We start from the raw sequence: 14,986 nt of genomic DNA, 5'->3' as shown, positions 1-14,986 counted from the left end.
GGGCGGCCCCTCGAGCTCGGCAACTGGTCCGTCGACATCCTCGCCCGCGTCCAGTCGAGCCAGGCCAAGGACTACGTCCGCGAGTTCATCCCCCCGCGAGTAGCTCGGCGTCGCCGCGTGACGGCCCGCTCTCTTTAATCGCTGGAGGGGCGGAGCGGAATGACGTTGTCGGGGGCAGGTTGGTCCTGGCTGTCGGGTTGCCGGAGGATGAGGACGGCTGCCGCGAGGGCCATCTGCTCCGCTCGATGCCGGGAGGCTGCTTCGGCAGCGCGGGAGTCCTTGAGAGCTTCCTTCAGGCGGACGACCTCTTTGCGAAGCCGCTTTTCGACTTCCGGCGTCTGGTGCGTTTCCGTACGCACCCGCGCGTAGAACTCCTCCTTGAGGTCGGCGTGGCGCTTTTGCAGAGCCATGCGGTGAACACCGGCCTCTGCGGCGAGCGCGACCGCCGTGAGGCTGCCGTTCGAGCTGGTGGGCTGGCCGGCCAGGAGGCGGCCCATGGCTGCGCGGATGCGGGAGCGTTCGTCCTCGTGCTGCTGGTTCATGTGATGGCTTCCTCGGCGGACTGGGCGGTGGAGTCGTGGGCGTCGGCGAGTGCACGGAAGCGGCCTGCTGTTCGGCGAAACCGGTCGGCCAGGGGCTGGGGCACGAGGGCTGCCTTCGCATCGAGCCGATCAGCGTGCTCCCGTGCTGCCTGTGCGTGGCTGTCGGTGCGGATCGCGTTGCCGCAGCCGAGCTGGCAGGCGAACTGGTTGGGTGCCGTCGCCCCGGGATCCGGATCGCACAGAGCGGTGTCGCGCTTGAAGGCGCAGATGAGGAACGAGTCCGGGTTGTCGAAGAGGACGAGGCCATCGCGCGCGAGGAACTTGGCGGCGGCCTTCGGGGTGGTCAGGGCGCCTTCGAAGCTGGGGATCGAGGCCGCTCCGACAATTGCCCGGCGCGCTGCCGGGCCGGAGATCTTCTCGCCGGCCGCCGTGGCGTCGCGCAGACGTGCAGCGGTGGTCGCTGCGGCGAGGGCGGTCTCGACGTCGAGTTCTCCGTGGAAGCCTCGGCGCTCGCGGCTGCCGTAGCCGCTTGATGTGCGGGCATCCAGGGCGGTGCGCATGTGTCCGTACTGGATGGCAAGCGCGACCAGGCCGCCGGGCCGGCGGGCGATGTGCCAGGCCAGGGTTCTGCGCAGACGGCTCAGTCCCAGGTTGCCGTGCGGGTCCTCGGGCACCATCTGGGCGGGCAGGCCCTGGGCGGTGGCCTCCTGGTTGATCCACGACACGAGGTTCTCGACGCGGCGATCCAGCGTGGCCCGCTTCAGCGCACCATGGTGCCTTCGCTGGGAGACGATGTCGTGGTGGGTGGAGCTGAACAAGAGCTCGCCCTTGGGGACGATGCGTTCCAGGACGCGGATGGCGTTGACGACCGGAGTGATCGCGACCCAGGGGACTGCCCGCTCCTCGCCGGCGGAGACATGGTGGCCGTCGGAGTCACGGACGTTCTTGTAGTGGTGGGAGCGGATCAGATGCCGCGGCATGGAGCCGTCGGGATTCGGTTGCGGGTCGGGGCAGCAGCCGGATCGCAGCGACCGTGCCTCCTGGGAGCGCATCCCGGTCAGATACAAGATCACGATTGCGGCTGCCGTAGCCAGGTGCCGTACCAGGATCGGCGTCTCCTCGTAGTCCATGAACTCGCGCCATGGCCTTCCCTCGATCCGGCCCGTAACCGGTACCTGCATCGGGCTGGGGCCAGGCCGCTGAGCCGCGAGTCGGTAGAGTCCGCGCCGGGCGACGATGGTCTGGACTTGGGTCCGGCTGCACCCGGTGACCGCGGCGACGTAGTGGTGGGACAGTGTGACGCCGTGCAGCCGGCTCACGGTGGCGGGCAGCGGTGCACCGGAGTTGATCAGAGGCAGCAGATAGCTCTTGAGAGCTGCCAGGCCCTCGCGGGTGGTCTTGGCGGCTTTCACCTGTGCGTGCATGCGACGGCGTTCGTCCCAGGCAGCCAGGATGTCGCCGGAGAAGTCCTCGACCAGACGGATCGACCAGGTCAGCAGAGGGCCGATCACGGTCGGATCCAGCGGCTCGGTCTTGTTTTCCCCGCCTGCCTCTCCCGTCTCGGCGGGTAGATAGTCGTCGATGCCCTCGTCCTCCCAGGGAGGACGCGTAATGCCGCAGGGGCTGGCCGAGAGCTGGTCGAAGGCCCACAGGTCCGAGAGCCAGCGCAGAATTGTCAGGGCATGACCGCGCGTACAGCCGCTGGCGTACTTGGCGGCGTACGCCTTCCAGTGCTCCGTGGTGCAGGCGCTGAGCTGGGACACGCCTTGTCGGTCGAGCCAGCGTACGAACTTCATCCACTGGATGATGTTGTCGCGCATGCTGGTCACGCCGTCGCGAGTCCGGTTCTGAAAGCCGCGTTCCCGTATGTAGGTGGGGCGCAGCTCGCCGTTGATCAGGACCCAGAGGACACGACGGACCTCGTTCCGCAAGGTGGCCGGGCACTTTCTCAGATTGATCTTGTAGATGCTGTCCCCGGGGTTGTCGGTCAGCGGGCCCAGCGACCAGATGTCGTCGCTGTAGACGGAGTTGGGGTGGGTGTTGCCGGCGCTGATCCACCGTTCCATGACGACCGGGCTGTCTGGTTCCGGCAGCGGCAGGATGTAAGGATCGGCCTCGATAGACAGTGCGGTCGTCACGGGGCCAGGTCTCCCTCGAGCAGGTGATCGATGATCATTCGGTCGCGGTCGGTTACCCGGCCCAATGCGGCATCCCAGGTGCTCTCGTTGACCTTTGACCGCAGGTCATCGAGTCGCTGGAGGTGTTCGTCCCAGCGTTCGCGCCAGAGTTTCTCGGGCCAGGCGGAGCGAAGCGAGATCAGCTGCCGGCGCAGAAGCGCGAGGCGCGGGTGGTGGCCGGTGTGGACCCGGGAGTTCTCGCAGGACAGGCAGAGCAAGAAGTCGGCGCCGCACCCGCCGTTGGGGTCCGGCCAGGGGCTGTTGTCCTCATCTGCGCAGTCCGCCGTCGCGGTCTCCTGGTGGGTCTCGTCGGCCGTGTCCGTCAGACGCCCGTGGAAGGTGTAGTCGCGGGCCTGTTCGAGGGCCTCCTCGGCGCCCGCCGCGATGACGTCCACGGCGGCTTCCTGGACGTTCTCGTCGGGCAGGACGTAGATGCTCTCGTGGGTGCCGGGCTTGTGCTGCAGCGGCTTTCCCGTCGTGATGACAGTGGTCCTGCGGGCGCGTTGGAAGGGTGAGCCGATGTTGTGGGATCTCGCCCAGACTCGCGCATCGGCCTTGGACACCCCGAAGCACAGCGGGCCGACGTTCCGGGGTCGGTCCAGATTGGAGTCCACGTCCGTACGGCGCCGGTTGCGAGCGACCATCAGCAGGTCGTGGCTCGGTGACAGGGCGGCGGCCAGGGTCCGCCCATGTTTCGTGGCTTCCAGGGCCTGGGTGATGAGCCGGCCTGGCGAGTCCGCGCCGGAGTCGGTGTAGTTCTCCGTAGCGAACCACCGTCCCTCGCCGGAGCGGCGCTTCTCCACCAGGACCTCGTAGGTGACCGTGGTCTTCTCTCCTGCGGACGGGGTGATCACGGGCACATGCAGACGGTCGTAGACTGACAGGTTCCAGCCGTAGCCGTCCGTCATCATCACGGCGAGGGCCGTCAGCTCCGCCCGGCTCAGGAACAGCCGACCCGTCGTCTTCCCGCCGTTCTTTCCGCGCAGCAGCCCTTCGGCCCGGGTGTAGACCCTCCCCTCCTTGTCCGGGTACCCGGGCAGTTCGCCCGTGGCGGCCAAGCACTCGAGGACGGACGCGACCCTCCACTCACGGCTGGTCGGGTCCAACGAGCCTGCCCGGTAGCGGTCCAGCAGCGTGGTGTTCTCCCGGATCCGCAGCAGCGCGGCCCGGAACTGCCGCTCGGCGGCCAGCAGCACCTGGCCGCGCTCCGACGGCCGGTAGGACTGCTTGGAAGGCTTGCCCTTCTTCGGAACCGGGCGGGCCAGTTCCTCGGCGGCCAGGCCATGCGCCAGCCGCGGCTCCCGCTTGAGAAGCGTACGCATCTTCGCGAGGGCCTCGCGCCCGCCGGGACTGTCCTTGTGGTTGTTGCGCCAGAGCCGGAGCGTGGCCGACGTGAGGTCGCCGAGATCCTCAGCCGGGTGCCCCTGGGCTTTGAGGAACCGGGCGAAGACCTCGATGGACCGCCAGTACGATTCGCCGCTTGAGTGGCTGTTCCATCCCATGGACTGCGCGGCGAACGCTCGCGCGAGGGAGGACCGCATCGGCTGCGGTACGGAGAGCTCGGCGAAGTCGAAGACCCGCTCGAAGCCCTCCTTGTTGACCACGGTGACCTGCAGTCCGTCGGCGGCTATTCGCTGGGTTGCCTGGAAGTCCGGCGGTGGCAGGACCGCCCGGCGGCCCCGCCCGCTCACGATGCCGCCGCGACGGGCCGGGCCTCGACCAGCCGCTCGACGTCCTGGATCCCGGAGGTCTCCCGAGCCAGCCGAGCGAACAGACCGTTCAGATCCTTCGTCTCGTCCGTCTCACCGTGCTCGTCGTCAGTGTCGAAGGCGAGGATCGACTCCAGCTGCAGATGCATGACCGGGCGGAGGTAGTGCTCCTTCGTTGTCTCAACATCCTTGTGCCCCAACAAGGTCTTGACCAGCCACCACGGGTCACCGTAGAGCTGGGCGAAGTCGCGCCTGTCCGCGGCGGTCAGCCCGTACTTCTTGTCCATCAACTCGTTGAGCAGGATCAACATGTAGAGCGCCATCGAGTGCCGCATGGAGTGGGGTGTCGCGTATGGGACCTTCCCGCGGATCTCCGCGACCCGGAGCAGCCGGGGCGTCTCTCGTTCTTCCGGGGTCAGCAGAGCCTGTTCGCAGCGTTGGTTGGCTTGCCGGAACACGGTGTTCCAGCGGTCTGGCAGCCTGGGCAACCCTTGCTCGGTCAGCCACAGCCACGCCGGCTCTGGACCCTGGGGTCCCTCGACGAACAGCCACTGCCGCTCGCGCCAGTCGAGCAGGTTCAAGTCATGGCGGCCTTGGACGCCGTCACGGTCGACCCAGTGGACCGTCGAGGTGCGGCCCATCGTGACCTTCGTGATCAGCCGCATCTGCGGCAACTTCTCGTAGCGTCCCTGGGCCTGGGCCCGCTCGACCGCCCAGGCCCGCTCCGACTCCGCGTAGGCGCTGACCTGGCGCAATGAATCGACCGATGCGTAGAAGGTCCGGTCTCGCTTCGACCGGGACAGCGCTCGGGCCATCTGCCCGTGGCAGTAGCGGCCCGAGCGCAGCGGGCGGGACGGCACTTCGAACGTCAAGATGGCGCCAGATTCCTGCCGCCGCAGTCCCGAACTGAGTGTGAACCCGACGAACGAGGTGTTCCGAAGCTCGGTCCGTCCGTCCCAGCCCGGCACCGGTGTCCCGTCGGGACCGAGGCCGCGAAGCCCAACATCCTGCCAGAGACCCCAGGTGCGCGGTGTCAGCCACGACACCCGGGAGCTGCGGGCGTCCGCGGCGCGGTCCGCCCGGCGCTGGCTATCCACCGGCCGCGGCGTGACCTTCGCCCACCGATAGAGCCGTGTGAAAGCCGACGCTTCCCGATCCCACTTCGTCCCGCTGATTCGGCTTGGGTTGAGTGGCGAGTCGCACCGAAATTCCCGGTACGCGCGCAAGTCGCTCTCGGTCGCCTGCCGCCACGGGATCCCTCGTCGCCACAACCAAGTCAGCAACAGCCTGATGTCCAGCGCGTAATTCCGTCGAGTTTCCCGCTCCAGAGGGTGGAATTCTGAGGAGAGAACGAATTCCAGTAGCTCGGGATCGACCACGAAATCAGGCCGTACAAAAACCGGATCGCCCGACTGAAGCCCCACCGCGGCCACCTCTGCCGGCAAGTCGCGAACCCCCAGCACCCCCTCCTCCGGCAGCGGCCCCCACCGCTCCGGATCCGGCACGAACACCAGCCACCACTCGTCCATCTGCCACCCCTGTGAGTCCCTTGAACTCACTCAATCATCAGGGAAACACAAATGCGGATCGTCCGGTTCACCGGTTACTTCGTACCTCCTGTCGCCGCACTCGCAGCCGCCAGTCCGCACCTGGGCCGCCGGTTCAGCCGTGCCGGCGAGTAGCGCTTCGTCGTCACGGCCGGAGCGCTCGCTCGAGCAGGTGGGGTGGTCGTGGCCGGGTGGGCGAGGCGCAGTGGACATGGGCTCCTCGTTCGACTTCGTCTTCGAATTTGGACGGCGGTCGGTTCACAGCTCAGATTACGGGAGGCCTGCCGGCCTTGGTCAGGCGGCAGACGGTGCGCCAGCTCATCGGGCGCCGCTCCTGACAGCGGCGGCTCGTCCAGCCCTCGCGCATGCCGCGCAGCGTCTGACCCAGCCCGCCGGTGCGTACGGCCCGGGCGAGAGTGATCGCGGCCCACGCGCTGAGATAGAGCGGAATGAGCGCAGCAGGGAGGTTGCGGTAGGCGACCCAGATCCGGTTGCGGGCGGCGAGCCGGTGGAACAGCGCGTGCCGGGTGGGGGAGGTGAGCGGGTGGTGCATCCGGATCCCGGCGGCGTACCAGCCGGTCCATCCGGCTGCCCAGCATCGCCACGCCAGATGGAGGCCCTCGTGATAGAGGAAGAACTCGGCCGGCCACCCGCCGACCGAGTCGAATGCCTCTCGGCGGACGAGGACGACTCCCTCGGTCATCGTGGTGATCGTGCCAGGACGCTCCGGACGGTTCGCGCGCAACCGAGGGACCCAGCGGCGCGGCGTGGTCATATCGTCCGGGCCGGCCAGTCTCGGCTGTACGTACGCGGCTCGGGGGTGCTGCCGGGCTTCGGCGATGAGCCGGGCGAGGACGTCCGTGCGGGGGAGGGAAGCGTCGTTGTCGAGGAAGAACAGCCACTCGGCGGGGCCGGGTTCCCGGCCGAGGGCGTCGGCGCCGGCGTTGCGTCCGCCGGGGATCCCGATGTTGTTCGGTAGGTGGACGGTGAGGGCTCCGGGCGGCACGATCTGGGGCTCGCATCCGTTGCCGACCACGCACACCCGCACATCGACCCCGGCCTGCGCCAAGAGGGTCTCCTGGGCGGCGGCTTCCTCGGACGGCCGATCGTTCATCGTCAGGACGACGACATCGATACGCGGATCGGGCACGTGCTCCTCCAAGGGGCAGGGGGCGGTCAGGGAACAGGTACGAGAGCGCCGGTCAGCTGCTCGGCCCGGCGCGCGATGAGTGGGGCGAGTGCGGGGTGGACGCCTCTGCTGCAGGCCTGCAAGAGCTGGCCGAGCGCCACGAGCTCCCCGGCCCGGCCGGCAACCGTGTCGAGGATGTGGGCGAACTCGCTGCGGATCCGAGCTGCAGTCGCGGGCGCCGCCCGGGTTGAGGAGCAGCCCTGTGCCCCCGTGACCGATGTGCAGAACGCGCTGTTCACGGTCGATGACCACCGCGCTGCACGTGACGTGGCCGGGGAGCGTCGCACGGTCGGCCGGGTCGTCGGCGCCGTCCAGCAGGGACATCAACCCGGCGAGGGAGTCCCTCTCGTGCGGATGCAGGGCCAGGTACGCCTCGGCGGTTCTGCGAATGTGGGAGCGGGGGAGCGGCACGTCATCACCTCGGGACGGCGGAAGAGGGGTGGCGAGGTCCGCGGCGGTGGGGGCGGTCGCTTCGGCGGGGCGCGCTGAGGTGGTGCCGGGGCGGCTCACGCGGGGGCCTCCTGCTTGTCACCGTTCGGCTCGGACGTGATCTGGTAGGACAGCAGTTGCTGGAAGAGACCGGGCTGTTGGGAGAGCTGGGCGTAGGTGCCCTCCTGGACGACGCGGCCTTCGTCGAGGACCACGATGCGGTCGGCGACGGCCACGTTGGTGATGCGGTGGGTCACCAGCAGCACCGCCCGGTCCCGGGCGAGGGTCCGCAGCCGCTGGAAGATTCGGTACTCGGCGCGGGGGTCGAGGTTGGCCGTCGGCTCGTCGAGGACCAGCAGACCGGCCTGGCGGAAGAAAGCCCTGGCCAGGGCGATGCGCTGCCACTGGCCGCCGCTGAGTTCCTCTCCGTTGAGCCATTCGCGGGCCAGGAGGGTGTCCAGGCCGGCGCCGAGCTTGTCGACGACCTCGTCGGCGTCGGCCGCCTCGCACGCCTCGCGGACCGCCGCGTCGCCGCGCTCGGTGGGCTGTCCCTGGGTCACGTTCTCGCGCACGGTCAGCGGCCAGTGCGCGTAGTCCTGCGGCACGAGGGCGACCTGCTGCCACAGGGCCTGCGGGTCGCAGTCACCGGTGGCGACGCCGTCCCACAGAACCTGACCGTCGGTGGGCAGGTAGAGGCCGCTGACCAGCTTCGACAGCGTCGACTTGCCCGAGCCGTTGAAGCCCACCAGCGCGGTGACTTCGCCCCGGCGCAGGGTGAGGGATACGTCGGACAGGGCGTCGCGGTCCTTGCCGGCATAGCGGTGGGTGACCGACTTGACCTTGATCGTCTCCGGCGGCTCGGGGCGATGCGGGCCCCGGCGCATGCGGAAGCCGCCGGCCTTGTCGAGAAAGCCGGTCCAGTCGTCCATGTACAGCCCAGTCCGTACGGCGCGCGCGCCGACGGCCACCAGGCCGCGGACCGACATGCCGACGGTCTGCAGGGCGAAGACGGCCGTGCCGGCATGACCGACGGTGATCCGGCCGGCGGCGAGCAGCCACACGACCGCCGCCCAGACCACCGCCGACCCCAGCCCTCCGCACATCGCGCCGACCAGGGACATCCGGGCGCCCTGGTCGGCCGCGGCCCGGTCCTCACGGTTGATCCGGGCAACCGTGTGCCGGTAGCGGCCGGAGAGGAAGTCGGCCATGGTGCCGGCGCGAATCTGGTCGGCGGCGTCCTTGGTGTAGATGTGCCAGCGCAGCACCGACAGCATCCGGTTGTCGCCGTTGCTGCGGAGGTTGGCCAGGTAGCGGACGCGCGCGGCGCTGACCTGGGCCAGGGCCTGGGGCAGGCTGGCGGCGACAAGGAGGAGGAGAAGGACCCAGTGCACGCCGGCCAGGACGATGGCCCCGGCGAGGAAGGCGGCGGCCGAGGCGATCAGGTCCTGGCCTTCGTTGATCAGGTCGCCGGTGACCTGGGCGCCGCGGTCGGCGGCCTCGCGGTCGCGGTTGAAGTCGGGGTCGTCGTACGCGCACAGCTCGACCTCGGCGCAGCCGGTGAGCAGCATCTGCTCGGCCTCGCGGGACATCAGCGGACCCAGCCGGGAGGACAGCCAGTTGACGGTGATGCCGAGGAGCGCGCGCACGCCGGCGGCCCCGGCGAGCAGGGCGACGGAGGGCCATGCCTGAAGGATCCGGTGGTAGACGTCCCCGTCACGCAGCAGAGCGGTCAGGGTGCCGGCGATGGCGACCAGGCCCAGGGCCTGCATCACGCCGGTGATCAGCTGGCACAGCAGGAGGCCGACGGTCGCCCGCCGGTCGACACGCCAGGCCAGGGCCAGCGAGCGGCGCACCAGCTGCGGCAGGCGGCGGGCCATGTCGCGCATCCGGATCGAGCGGCCGGCTGCCTCGCGGCTGCCGGTCAGGTCGACGTACCGCATCTGCGGCTCGGGAGCGCGAGTGGGCGCGCTGGCCGACGCAGCGGAGGCGGACAGTGCGATGGGGGAGGAGGCGGGCGCTGCGGGGGTGGTGCGCGGTCCCGGAACGCTGTCGGCTGAAGCATCGGTGGGCTCACTCATGCCGCCCACCCCGTATCCGGGCGTTCTGAGATGAGCGTGCCGTCAACGCTGTGCCTGATCACGACGGGCCGCCGTTCGATTCCGGGAGGCTGCTGCACAGGGGCGAGTGTGGGGCGCATGGCGTTCCTCCGTCTGGGCGTCGGTGTGGCACTGATGCTCTAAAAACGCAGTGGATCCGGTCCCGTCACGGCCTGATCGGAGGGCATTTGGTGAACGTAAGTTCTCATGCCGTGGGCGGGCCGTACGGGCTCTGGGGTGTCGCCGCTCAAACTCGTTCGATCAGGTCGGGTCACTCCTTCGGGGGGTTGCGGACAGCACGGATGAGCCTGAGCACGATAGGTGTCGTATTTGCACGACAACTGTCGTCATCCGCGTCCGGCCTCCTGGTGCAGGTTCTCCTGGGTCGTGTCCGGTCGCACTGAGCCTGTCGGATTCTCACTGCTTCTCGTTCGTGCTGTCGGATTCTCATTGCGTCGTGCGCTGAGCGACGAGGTTTGCCCCGTACGTGCGGTTTGATCTCATTTCCCTGGTCCGGTTCTCGCTGTACCTGTCACGGTCGTTTTCGGCAGGTATGCGGAGCCGGGGGTGGCGATGGATCTGGGTCTGGTTGATGTCGAGTGGGCTGACGGTGAGGGCGGCGGGCTGCGGAAGTCAGTGCTGGAGGCGGTGTCCCGGGTTCGGTTCGAGTCGGTGCTCCCGGTACGGCGGATCACGTCGTACCGCGGGCAGCGACACTTCACGGGCTGGTACTGGGCTGCGACGACGCAGTCGCTGGTGGGGTTCGAGTCGTGGCTGGAGCGGGACCGGGCCATGCTCCTCGATCACGACCGGAGGGTGGTGGGGCTGGCCTCGCAGCCGTTCCGGGTGACATGGCAGGGGGAGAAGCGCCGGATCTCGCATACGCCGGACTACTTCGCACGGCTGGAGGACAGCTCGGGTCTGGTCGTCGATGTCCGCCCGGCGGACCGGGTCGGCCCGGAGGACGCGGTGAAGTTCTCGGCGACCGAGGCGATGTGCCAGGAGATGGGCTGCTGGTCCTTCGCGCTGGTGCATGAGCCCGATCCGGTGGAGATGGCCAACGTCCGCTGGCTGTCTGGCTATCGGCATCCCCGCAACCGGGTCGGCGACGTCGCGAAACAGCTCATGGACGTCTTCGGCGACCCGCGGTTGCTCATGGACGGTGCCGAGGCAGTGGGGGACCCGCTGTCCGTGCTGCCGACGCTCTTCCACCTGCTGTGGTGTGGTGACCTGCGTCTTGACCTGGCGGTGCCGCTGGGAGACGGCTCCATGATCGGCTGCGCGGCGGTGAGTCATGGCTGAACTGGCGCCACGCGGGGTTCTGCGGGTCGGGGACCGGATCCGGTTCGAGGGCCGGAACCAGCAGGTCATCGGGCTGGATGGAACGGCCCTGCGGTTGCTCAGCGACGAGGGCGACACCAGTGTCATGGCTGCCGGCTACGTGATGGCGGCCGCCGATTTCGAGGTGCTGGACCGGGGGCCGGAGGCGGTCCCGGAGCGAGTCCTGCCGCCGTTCGCGTTGGTCGACGCGTTGCCGCCGTCGGCCGTCGAGCAGGCCCGGTTCTGGGAACAGCACGTGGTGGAAGTGCTCACCGGGCTGCCCCCGGACGCTCCGGAGGGCACGACTCCTCGGCCCGAGTACGACCCGGCCTGGCGGACGCTGATGGAGCGGGAAGCTGCGAAGGTCGCCGAGCTGGCGGCCGGCGGGCAGCAGATCAGCAAGCGGACCTTTCTGCGGATGCGGCAGCGCTACGAGGCCGAAGGGTTGTGGGGACTGGTGGACGGCCGGTCCCGGAAACCCCCGGCCCCGGTCCCCGGCACCGGAAGGACGGACGAGCGCGTCGTCGAGGCGGTCACCGAGGCACTGGCCGGGCAGACGGACCTTTCGACGGGCGACCGCAAGCGGCTCATGCTGCAGGCCGAGCAGATCCTCGCCGCGAAGCACGGCGAGGAAGCGGTGAAGCTCCTGCCGACGAGGGCGACCTTCTACCGGCTGGTGAACAGCATCGCCAAGAACAACGAGTCCTTCGGGTCGGCCACGGTCCGCCGTCAGCGGGCTCTTCGACCCGTGGGGCCCTTCACCCCGTCCATGGCCGCCCGCCCCGGGGAGATCGTGCAGATCGACTCCACGCGGCTGGACGTGATGGCAGTGCTGGACGACGGTGTCGTGGCCCGTCCGGAACTGACGATCGCGGTCGATGTCACGACGCGCACGATCTGCGCGGCCCTGCTCAGGCCCGCGGGCACGAAAGGCGTCGACGCCGCGGTGCTGCTGGCGAGGATGCTGGTTCCCGAGCCGATGCGGCCGGGCTGGAGCCAGACCCTGGCGATGTCGGACTCGATCCTGCCGCACCAGCGGCTCATGGCGGTGGACGCGCGGTTGGAGAAAACAGCGGCCAAGCCGGTCATCGTCCCGGACACCATCGTGATCGATCACGGCAAGGTGTTCGTCTCCGACACGTTCTCCTCCGCCTGCTCGCTGCTGGGGATCTCGGTGCAGCTCGCCCGGCCCAGGACCCCGACGGACAAGGCGATCGTGGAGAGAACGTTCGCGTCGATCAACTCGCTGTTCTGCCAGTACGTCGCGGGCTACACCGGCTCCGATGTCACCCGACGCGGCAGCGATCCGGCCTCCGAGGCGGTCTGGACCCTCGCCCAGCTCCAGGACCTCCTGGACGAGTGGATCATCTGCTGGCAGCAGCGTCCCCACGAGGGTCTACGCAACCCCTATATGGCGGGGCGGACTCTGTCGCCGAACGAGTCGTACGCCATCGCTGTCGCCCGCGCCGGATACTTGCCCGTCGCTCTGTCGGCGCAGGACTACATCGAACTGCTGCCCGCGGTCTGGAGGGCCGTCAACGACTACGGTATCAAGGTCAACTACCGCACCTACGACAGCCCCGAGCTCAACCGGCTGCGGAGGCAGCCGTCCGGAGTGACGGGCAAGCAGGATTTGTGGGAGGTCCACTACGACCCCTACGACGTCTCCCGCGTCTGGGTACGGCGAAGCGACAGCCGCCGGTGGATCGAAGTCCCGTGGACCCATCTGCCTATGGTCCGGGCTCCGTTCGCCGACTTCACCTGGCGCCACGCACGCCAGCTTCTCGCCGACCAGCGCCGCGACGACACCAGCGAGACCGCCATTGCCCAGGTCCTGGCCAAGCTGCTGCGCAGGGCGGGGAAGCCGCCGGCCGGATCGGAGCAGGTCATGGCCCGCACCCGGGCAGCCCTTGAGGCCCCCGCACGGCCCGCACTCCCGCCCGCCCGGTCCGCCGATGCGGACGACAGCGAGAACGAAGGGCCGGAGGATGCGCCAGTCACCCCGTTCGGCGTCTTTAACCCCCTGGAAGAGGAAGGGAACCCGCTGTGGTGACTCCGCCTGACACCCATGACGACGAGCACAACCCGCTGACCACCAAGGACGGCTGGAGACAATTCGTCGACGACGCCCCGGCCTGCCCGCCGATGCTCTCGCTGCGGGCCTTCAAGGCCCTAACCGAGGAGAAGCGGCTTGCTTACAACGAGCCCCGGCTGGACTACCACTCACGGCTCGTGATCGTGGCCACCCCCACCGTCGGCAACGTGTTCACCACCGGACGGCGCCTGGTCCTGCTCAACCGGCACCAGATCTCCGGCCGCCGCGGGCTGATCGTCACCGGCCAGGCCGGGACAGGCAAGACGACCGCCATCGCTCAGCTCGGCCGCAACCATGAACTCCTGGTCCGTAAACGGCTCGGCCTGGCCGCCGCGGGACGGCTGCCGGTCGTCTACGTCACCGTCCCGCCCCGGGCCACCCCGAAGATGCTCGCCATCGAGTTCGCCCGGTTCCTCGGCCTTCCCGTCGTCCGGCAGGAGACTCAGACCTCCATCACCAACGCCGTCTGCGACCTGCTGATCAAAATGCGCGTCGAACTCGCGCTCGTCGACGAGATCCACAACCTCAACCTCGCCACCCAGGCCGGGGCCGAAGCCTCCGACCAGCTCAAATACCTGTCCGAGCGGATCCCCGCCACCTTCGTGCTCGCCGGCATCGACGTCGCCGCGAGCGGCCTGTTCAGCGGGGTCCGGGGTCAGCAGATCGCTGGCCGATACACCGTCACCGAGACCGAACCGTTCGCCTACGGCACCACCGGGCAGCGGCAGAACTGGCGGAACCTGGTCGCCTCGCTCGAAGACGCCCTGCGACTCCACCGGCACAAGCCCGGCAGCCTGGTCAAACTCGACGGCTACCTCCACGAACGCACTGACGGCGCGATCGGCAGCCTCTCCCAGCTCGTCCGCGGCGCCGCCCTTGAGGCCATCATCAACGGCAGCGAGGCCATCACCCGCAAGACTCTGGAGACCATCGAGGTCGACCAGACTGCCGAGGACGCCCGCCAGGAACACCGCCGCAACCGTCGCCCACGCCGCCGGAGGCCGGATGTCGACGCAGCCTGACCAACTTCGTCAGCTGCCCATCGCTCTCGGGCCCATCCACAACGAGACCGTCGGTTCCTATCTCCACCGCCTGGCCGTCGCCAACAACCGTCCCGCGGGCTTCCTCGCCCGCCTCCTTGGACCGCTGCCGCTGGAGTCCTCCCCGCTCAGCAACACCACGGCCGGCTGGACTCCCCACTCGCCTGAACGCCTGGCCACACTCTCCGGGCGCCCAACGTCCCAGCTCGCCCGGGCCCTGCCCGCGCTCGCCGACTTCCTCAGCCCGCATGCTCCCGGGCGGCGAACGGAACAGCCGATCAGCCGCCCCTGCCGCTGCTGCACAGCCCGCCGCAGCCTCACCGCTTCCGTGGTCATCACCCTCTCGCCTGCCCACGTCCACCTCTGCCTGCGGCATCAGCTCTGGACCCGCTCCACTCACGACATCCCGCTCGTCTCCTTGCCGGAAGTCATCGAGGCCCAGCGTCGACTCGACCAGCTCGCCCGCCGTCACCGCCAGGTCCGACAAGCCCTCGACCTGGCACGGAGAATCGTCGAGGACTGGTCCGCCTCCGGAATGCCGATCGATCTTGGAAAGGAGTGGACCGACCGCCTCGACCGAGTCGAAGCTCTCGCAGTCAGCAAGAAGATCTCGGCTGAGGACCGCAGCCACCTCGCGGCGTTCCCCGAAGTCGTGGTGCTGACGCACCTGATCCTCGACCCGCCCACCACTGCCCTCGATCCCAAGGAGCTCTATCTTGCGACGACCGCCGAGCTGAGCCGACGATTCGCGCGGATCTACACCACCCTCGGAACCCAGGACCCCCTCTACCGGCGCTTCTGTCTCTACCGCGAACGAGACTTCCGTGAGGCTCCGGGCTAAG

Annotated in this window: 10 protein-coding genes; 4 read left to right on the top strand and 6 right to left on the bottom strand. The window is 69.0% G+C overall.

The annotated features are described in order from the left end of the window. Positions 1-134: 134 nt before the first annotated feature. From ACF061_RS15780 to ACF061_RS15755, 6 genes are all read right to left on the bottom strand, one after another. Positions 135-542, bottom strand: coding sequence for a hypothetical protein (locus ACF061_RS15780; RefSeq protein WP_392267429.1), 408 nt, complete (start codon positions 540-542; stop codon positions 135-137). Continuing rightward, complete coding sequence (locus tag ACF061_RS15775; RefSeq protein ID WP_392267428.1) at positions 539-2,680, bottom strand: integrase; 2,142 nt, start codon at positions 2,678-2,680, stop codon at positions 539-541. Before ACF061_RS15775 ends, ACF061_RS15780 begins: the two co-directional genes overlap by 4 nt. Further along, entirely contained in the window at positions 2,677-4,410 is a 1,734-nt protein-coding gene (locus ACF061_RS15770) for a hypothetical protein (RefSeq protein ID WP_392267427.1), read from the bottom strand. Before ACF061_RS15770 ends, ACF061_RS15775 begins: the two co-directional genes overlap by 4 nt. Continuing rightward, on the bottom strand, positions 4,407-5,957 hold the full coding sequence (locus ACF061_RS15765; RefSeq protein WP_392267426.1) for an integrase: 1,551 nt from the start codon (positions 5,955-5,957) through the stop codon (positions 4,407-4,409). The genes ACF061_RS15770 and ACF061_RS15765 overlap by 4 nt, the downstream gene beginning before the upstream one ends. A gap of 283 nt (positions 5,958-6,240) precedes the next feature. Next, complete coding sequence (locus ACF061_RS15760; protein ID WP_392267425.1) at positions 6,241-7,125, bottom strand: glycosyltransferase family 2 protein; 885 nt, start codon at positions 7,123-7,125, stop codon at positions 6,241-6,243. A 545-nt stretch (positions 7,126-7,670) separates the two neighbouring features. Next, a complete protein-coding gene (locus tag ACF061_RS15755; protein ID WP_392267622.1) occupies positions 7,671-9,533 on the bottom strand; it encodes an ABC transporter ATP-binding protein in 1,863 nt (620 codons plus the stop codon). Between the two features lie 729 nt (positions 9,534-10,262). Here ACF061_RS15755 and ACF061_RS15750 point away from each other — a divergent pair. Genes ACF061_RS15750 through ACF061_RS15735 form a run of 4 tightly spaced genes read left to right on the top strand, consistent with a single transcriptional unit; the run spans position 10,263 to position 14,985 of the window. Next, complete coding sequence (locus ACF061_RS15750) at positions 10,263-10,991, top strand: TnsA-like heteromeric transposase endonuclease subunit (RefSeq protein WP_392267621.1); 729 nt, start codon at positions 10,263-10,265, stop codon at positions 10,989-10,991. Then, positions 10,984-13,062 carry a Mu transposase C-terminal domain-containing protein gene (locus tag ACF061_RS15745; protein WP_392267424.1) on the top strand — a complete coding sequence of 693 codons (2,079 nt, stop codon included), beginning with the start codon at positions 10,984-10,986 and terminating at the stop codon, positions 13,060-13,062. Before ACF061_RS15750 ends, ACF061_RS15745 begins: the two co-directional genes overlap by 8 nt. Continuing rightward, complete coding sequence (locus ACF061_RS15740) at positions 13,056-14,126, top strand: AAA family ATPase (RefSeq protein WP_392267423.1); 1,071 nt, start codon at positions 13,056-13,058, stop codon at positions 14,124-14,126. Before ACF061_RS15745 ends, ACF061_RS15740 begins: the two co-directional genes overlap by 7 nt. Continuing rightward, complete coding sequence (locus ACF061_RS15735; RefSeq protein WP_392267422.1) at positions 14,110-14,985, top strand: TniQ family protein; 876 nt, start codon at positions 14,110-14,112, stop codon at positions 14,983-14,985. Before ACF061_RS15740 ends, ACF061_RS15735 begins: the two co-directional genes overlap by 17 nt. Position 14,986: the final 1 nt, after the last annotated feature.

The sequence above is a fragment of the Streptomyces sp. NPDC015220 genome (assembly GCF_043079345.1).
In the GTDB taxonomy this organism is placed as follows: Bacteria; Actinomycetota; Actinomycetes; order Streptomycetales; family Streptomycetaceae; genus Streptomyces.
Note: the sequence above shows the minus strand (reverse complement) of the source record. Positions and strands in the feature narration are given on the sequence as shown.

Excerpts from the sequence above, each read along its gene's own strand:
- ACF061_RS15780 (WP_392267429.1), bottom strand. The coding sequence starts at position 542 with ATGAACCAGCAGCACGAGGACGAACGCTCCCGCATCCGCGCAGCCATG.
- ACF061_RS15765 (WP_392267426.1), bottom strand. The coding sequence starts at position 5,957 with ATGGACGAGTGGTGGCTGGTGTTCGTGCCGGATCCGGAGCGGTGGGGG.
- ACF061_RS15755 (WP_392267622.1), bottom strand. The coding sequence starts at position 9,533 with ATGCGGTACGTCGACCTGACCGGCAGCCGCGAGGCAGCCGGCCGCTCG.
- ACF061_RS15750 (WP_392267621.1), top strand. The coding sequence starts at position 10,263 with ATGGATCTGGGTCTGGTTGATGTCGAGTGGGCTGACGGTGAGGGCGGC.
- ACF061_RS15745 (WP_392267424.1), top strand. The coding sequence starts at position 10,984 with ATGGCTGAACTGGCGCCACGCGGGGTTCTGCGGGTCGGGGACCGGATC.
- ACF061_RS15735 (WP_392267422.1), top strand. The coding sequence starts at position 14,110 with ATGTCGACGCAGCCTGACCAACTTCGTCAGCTGCCCATCGCTCTCGGG.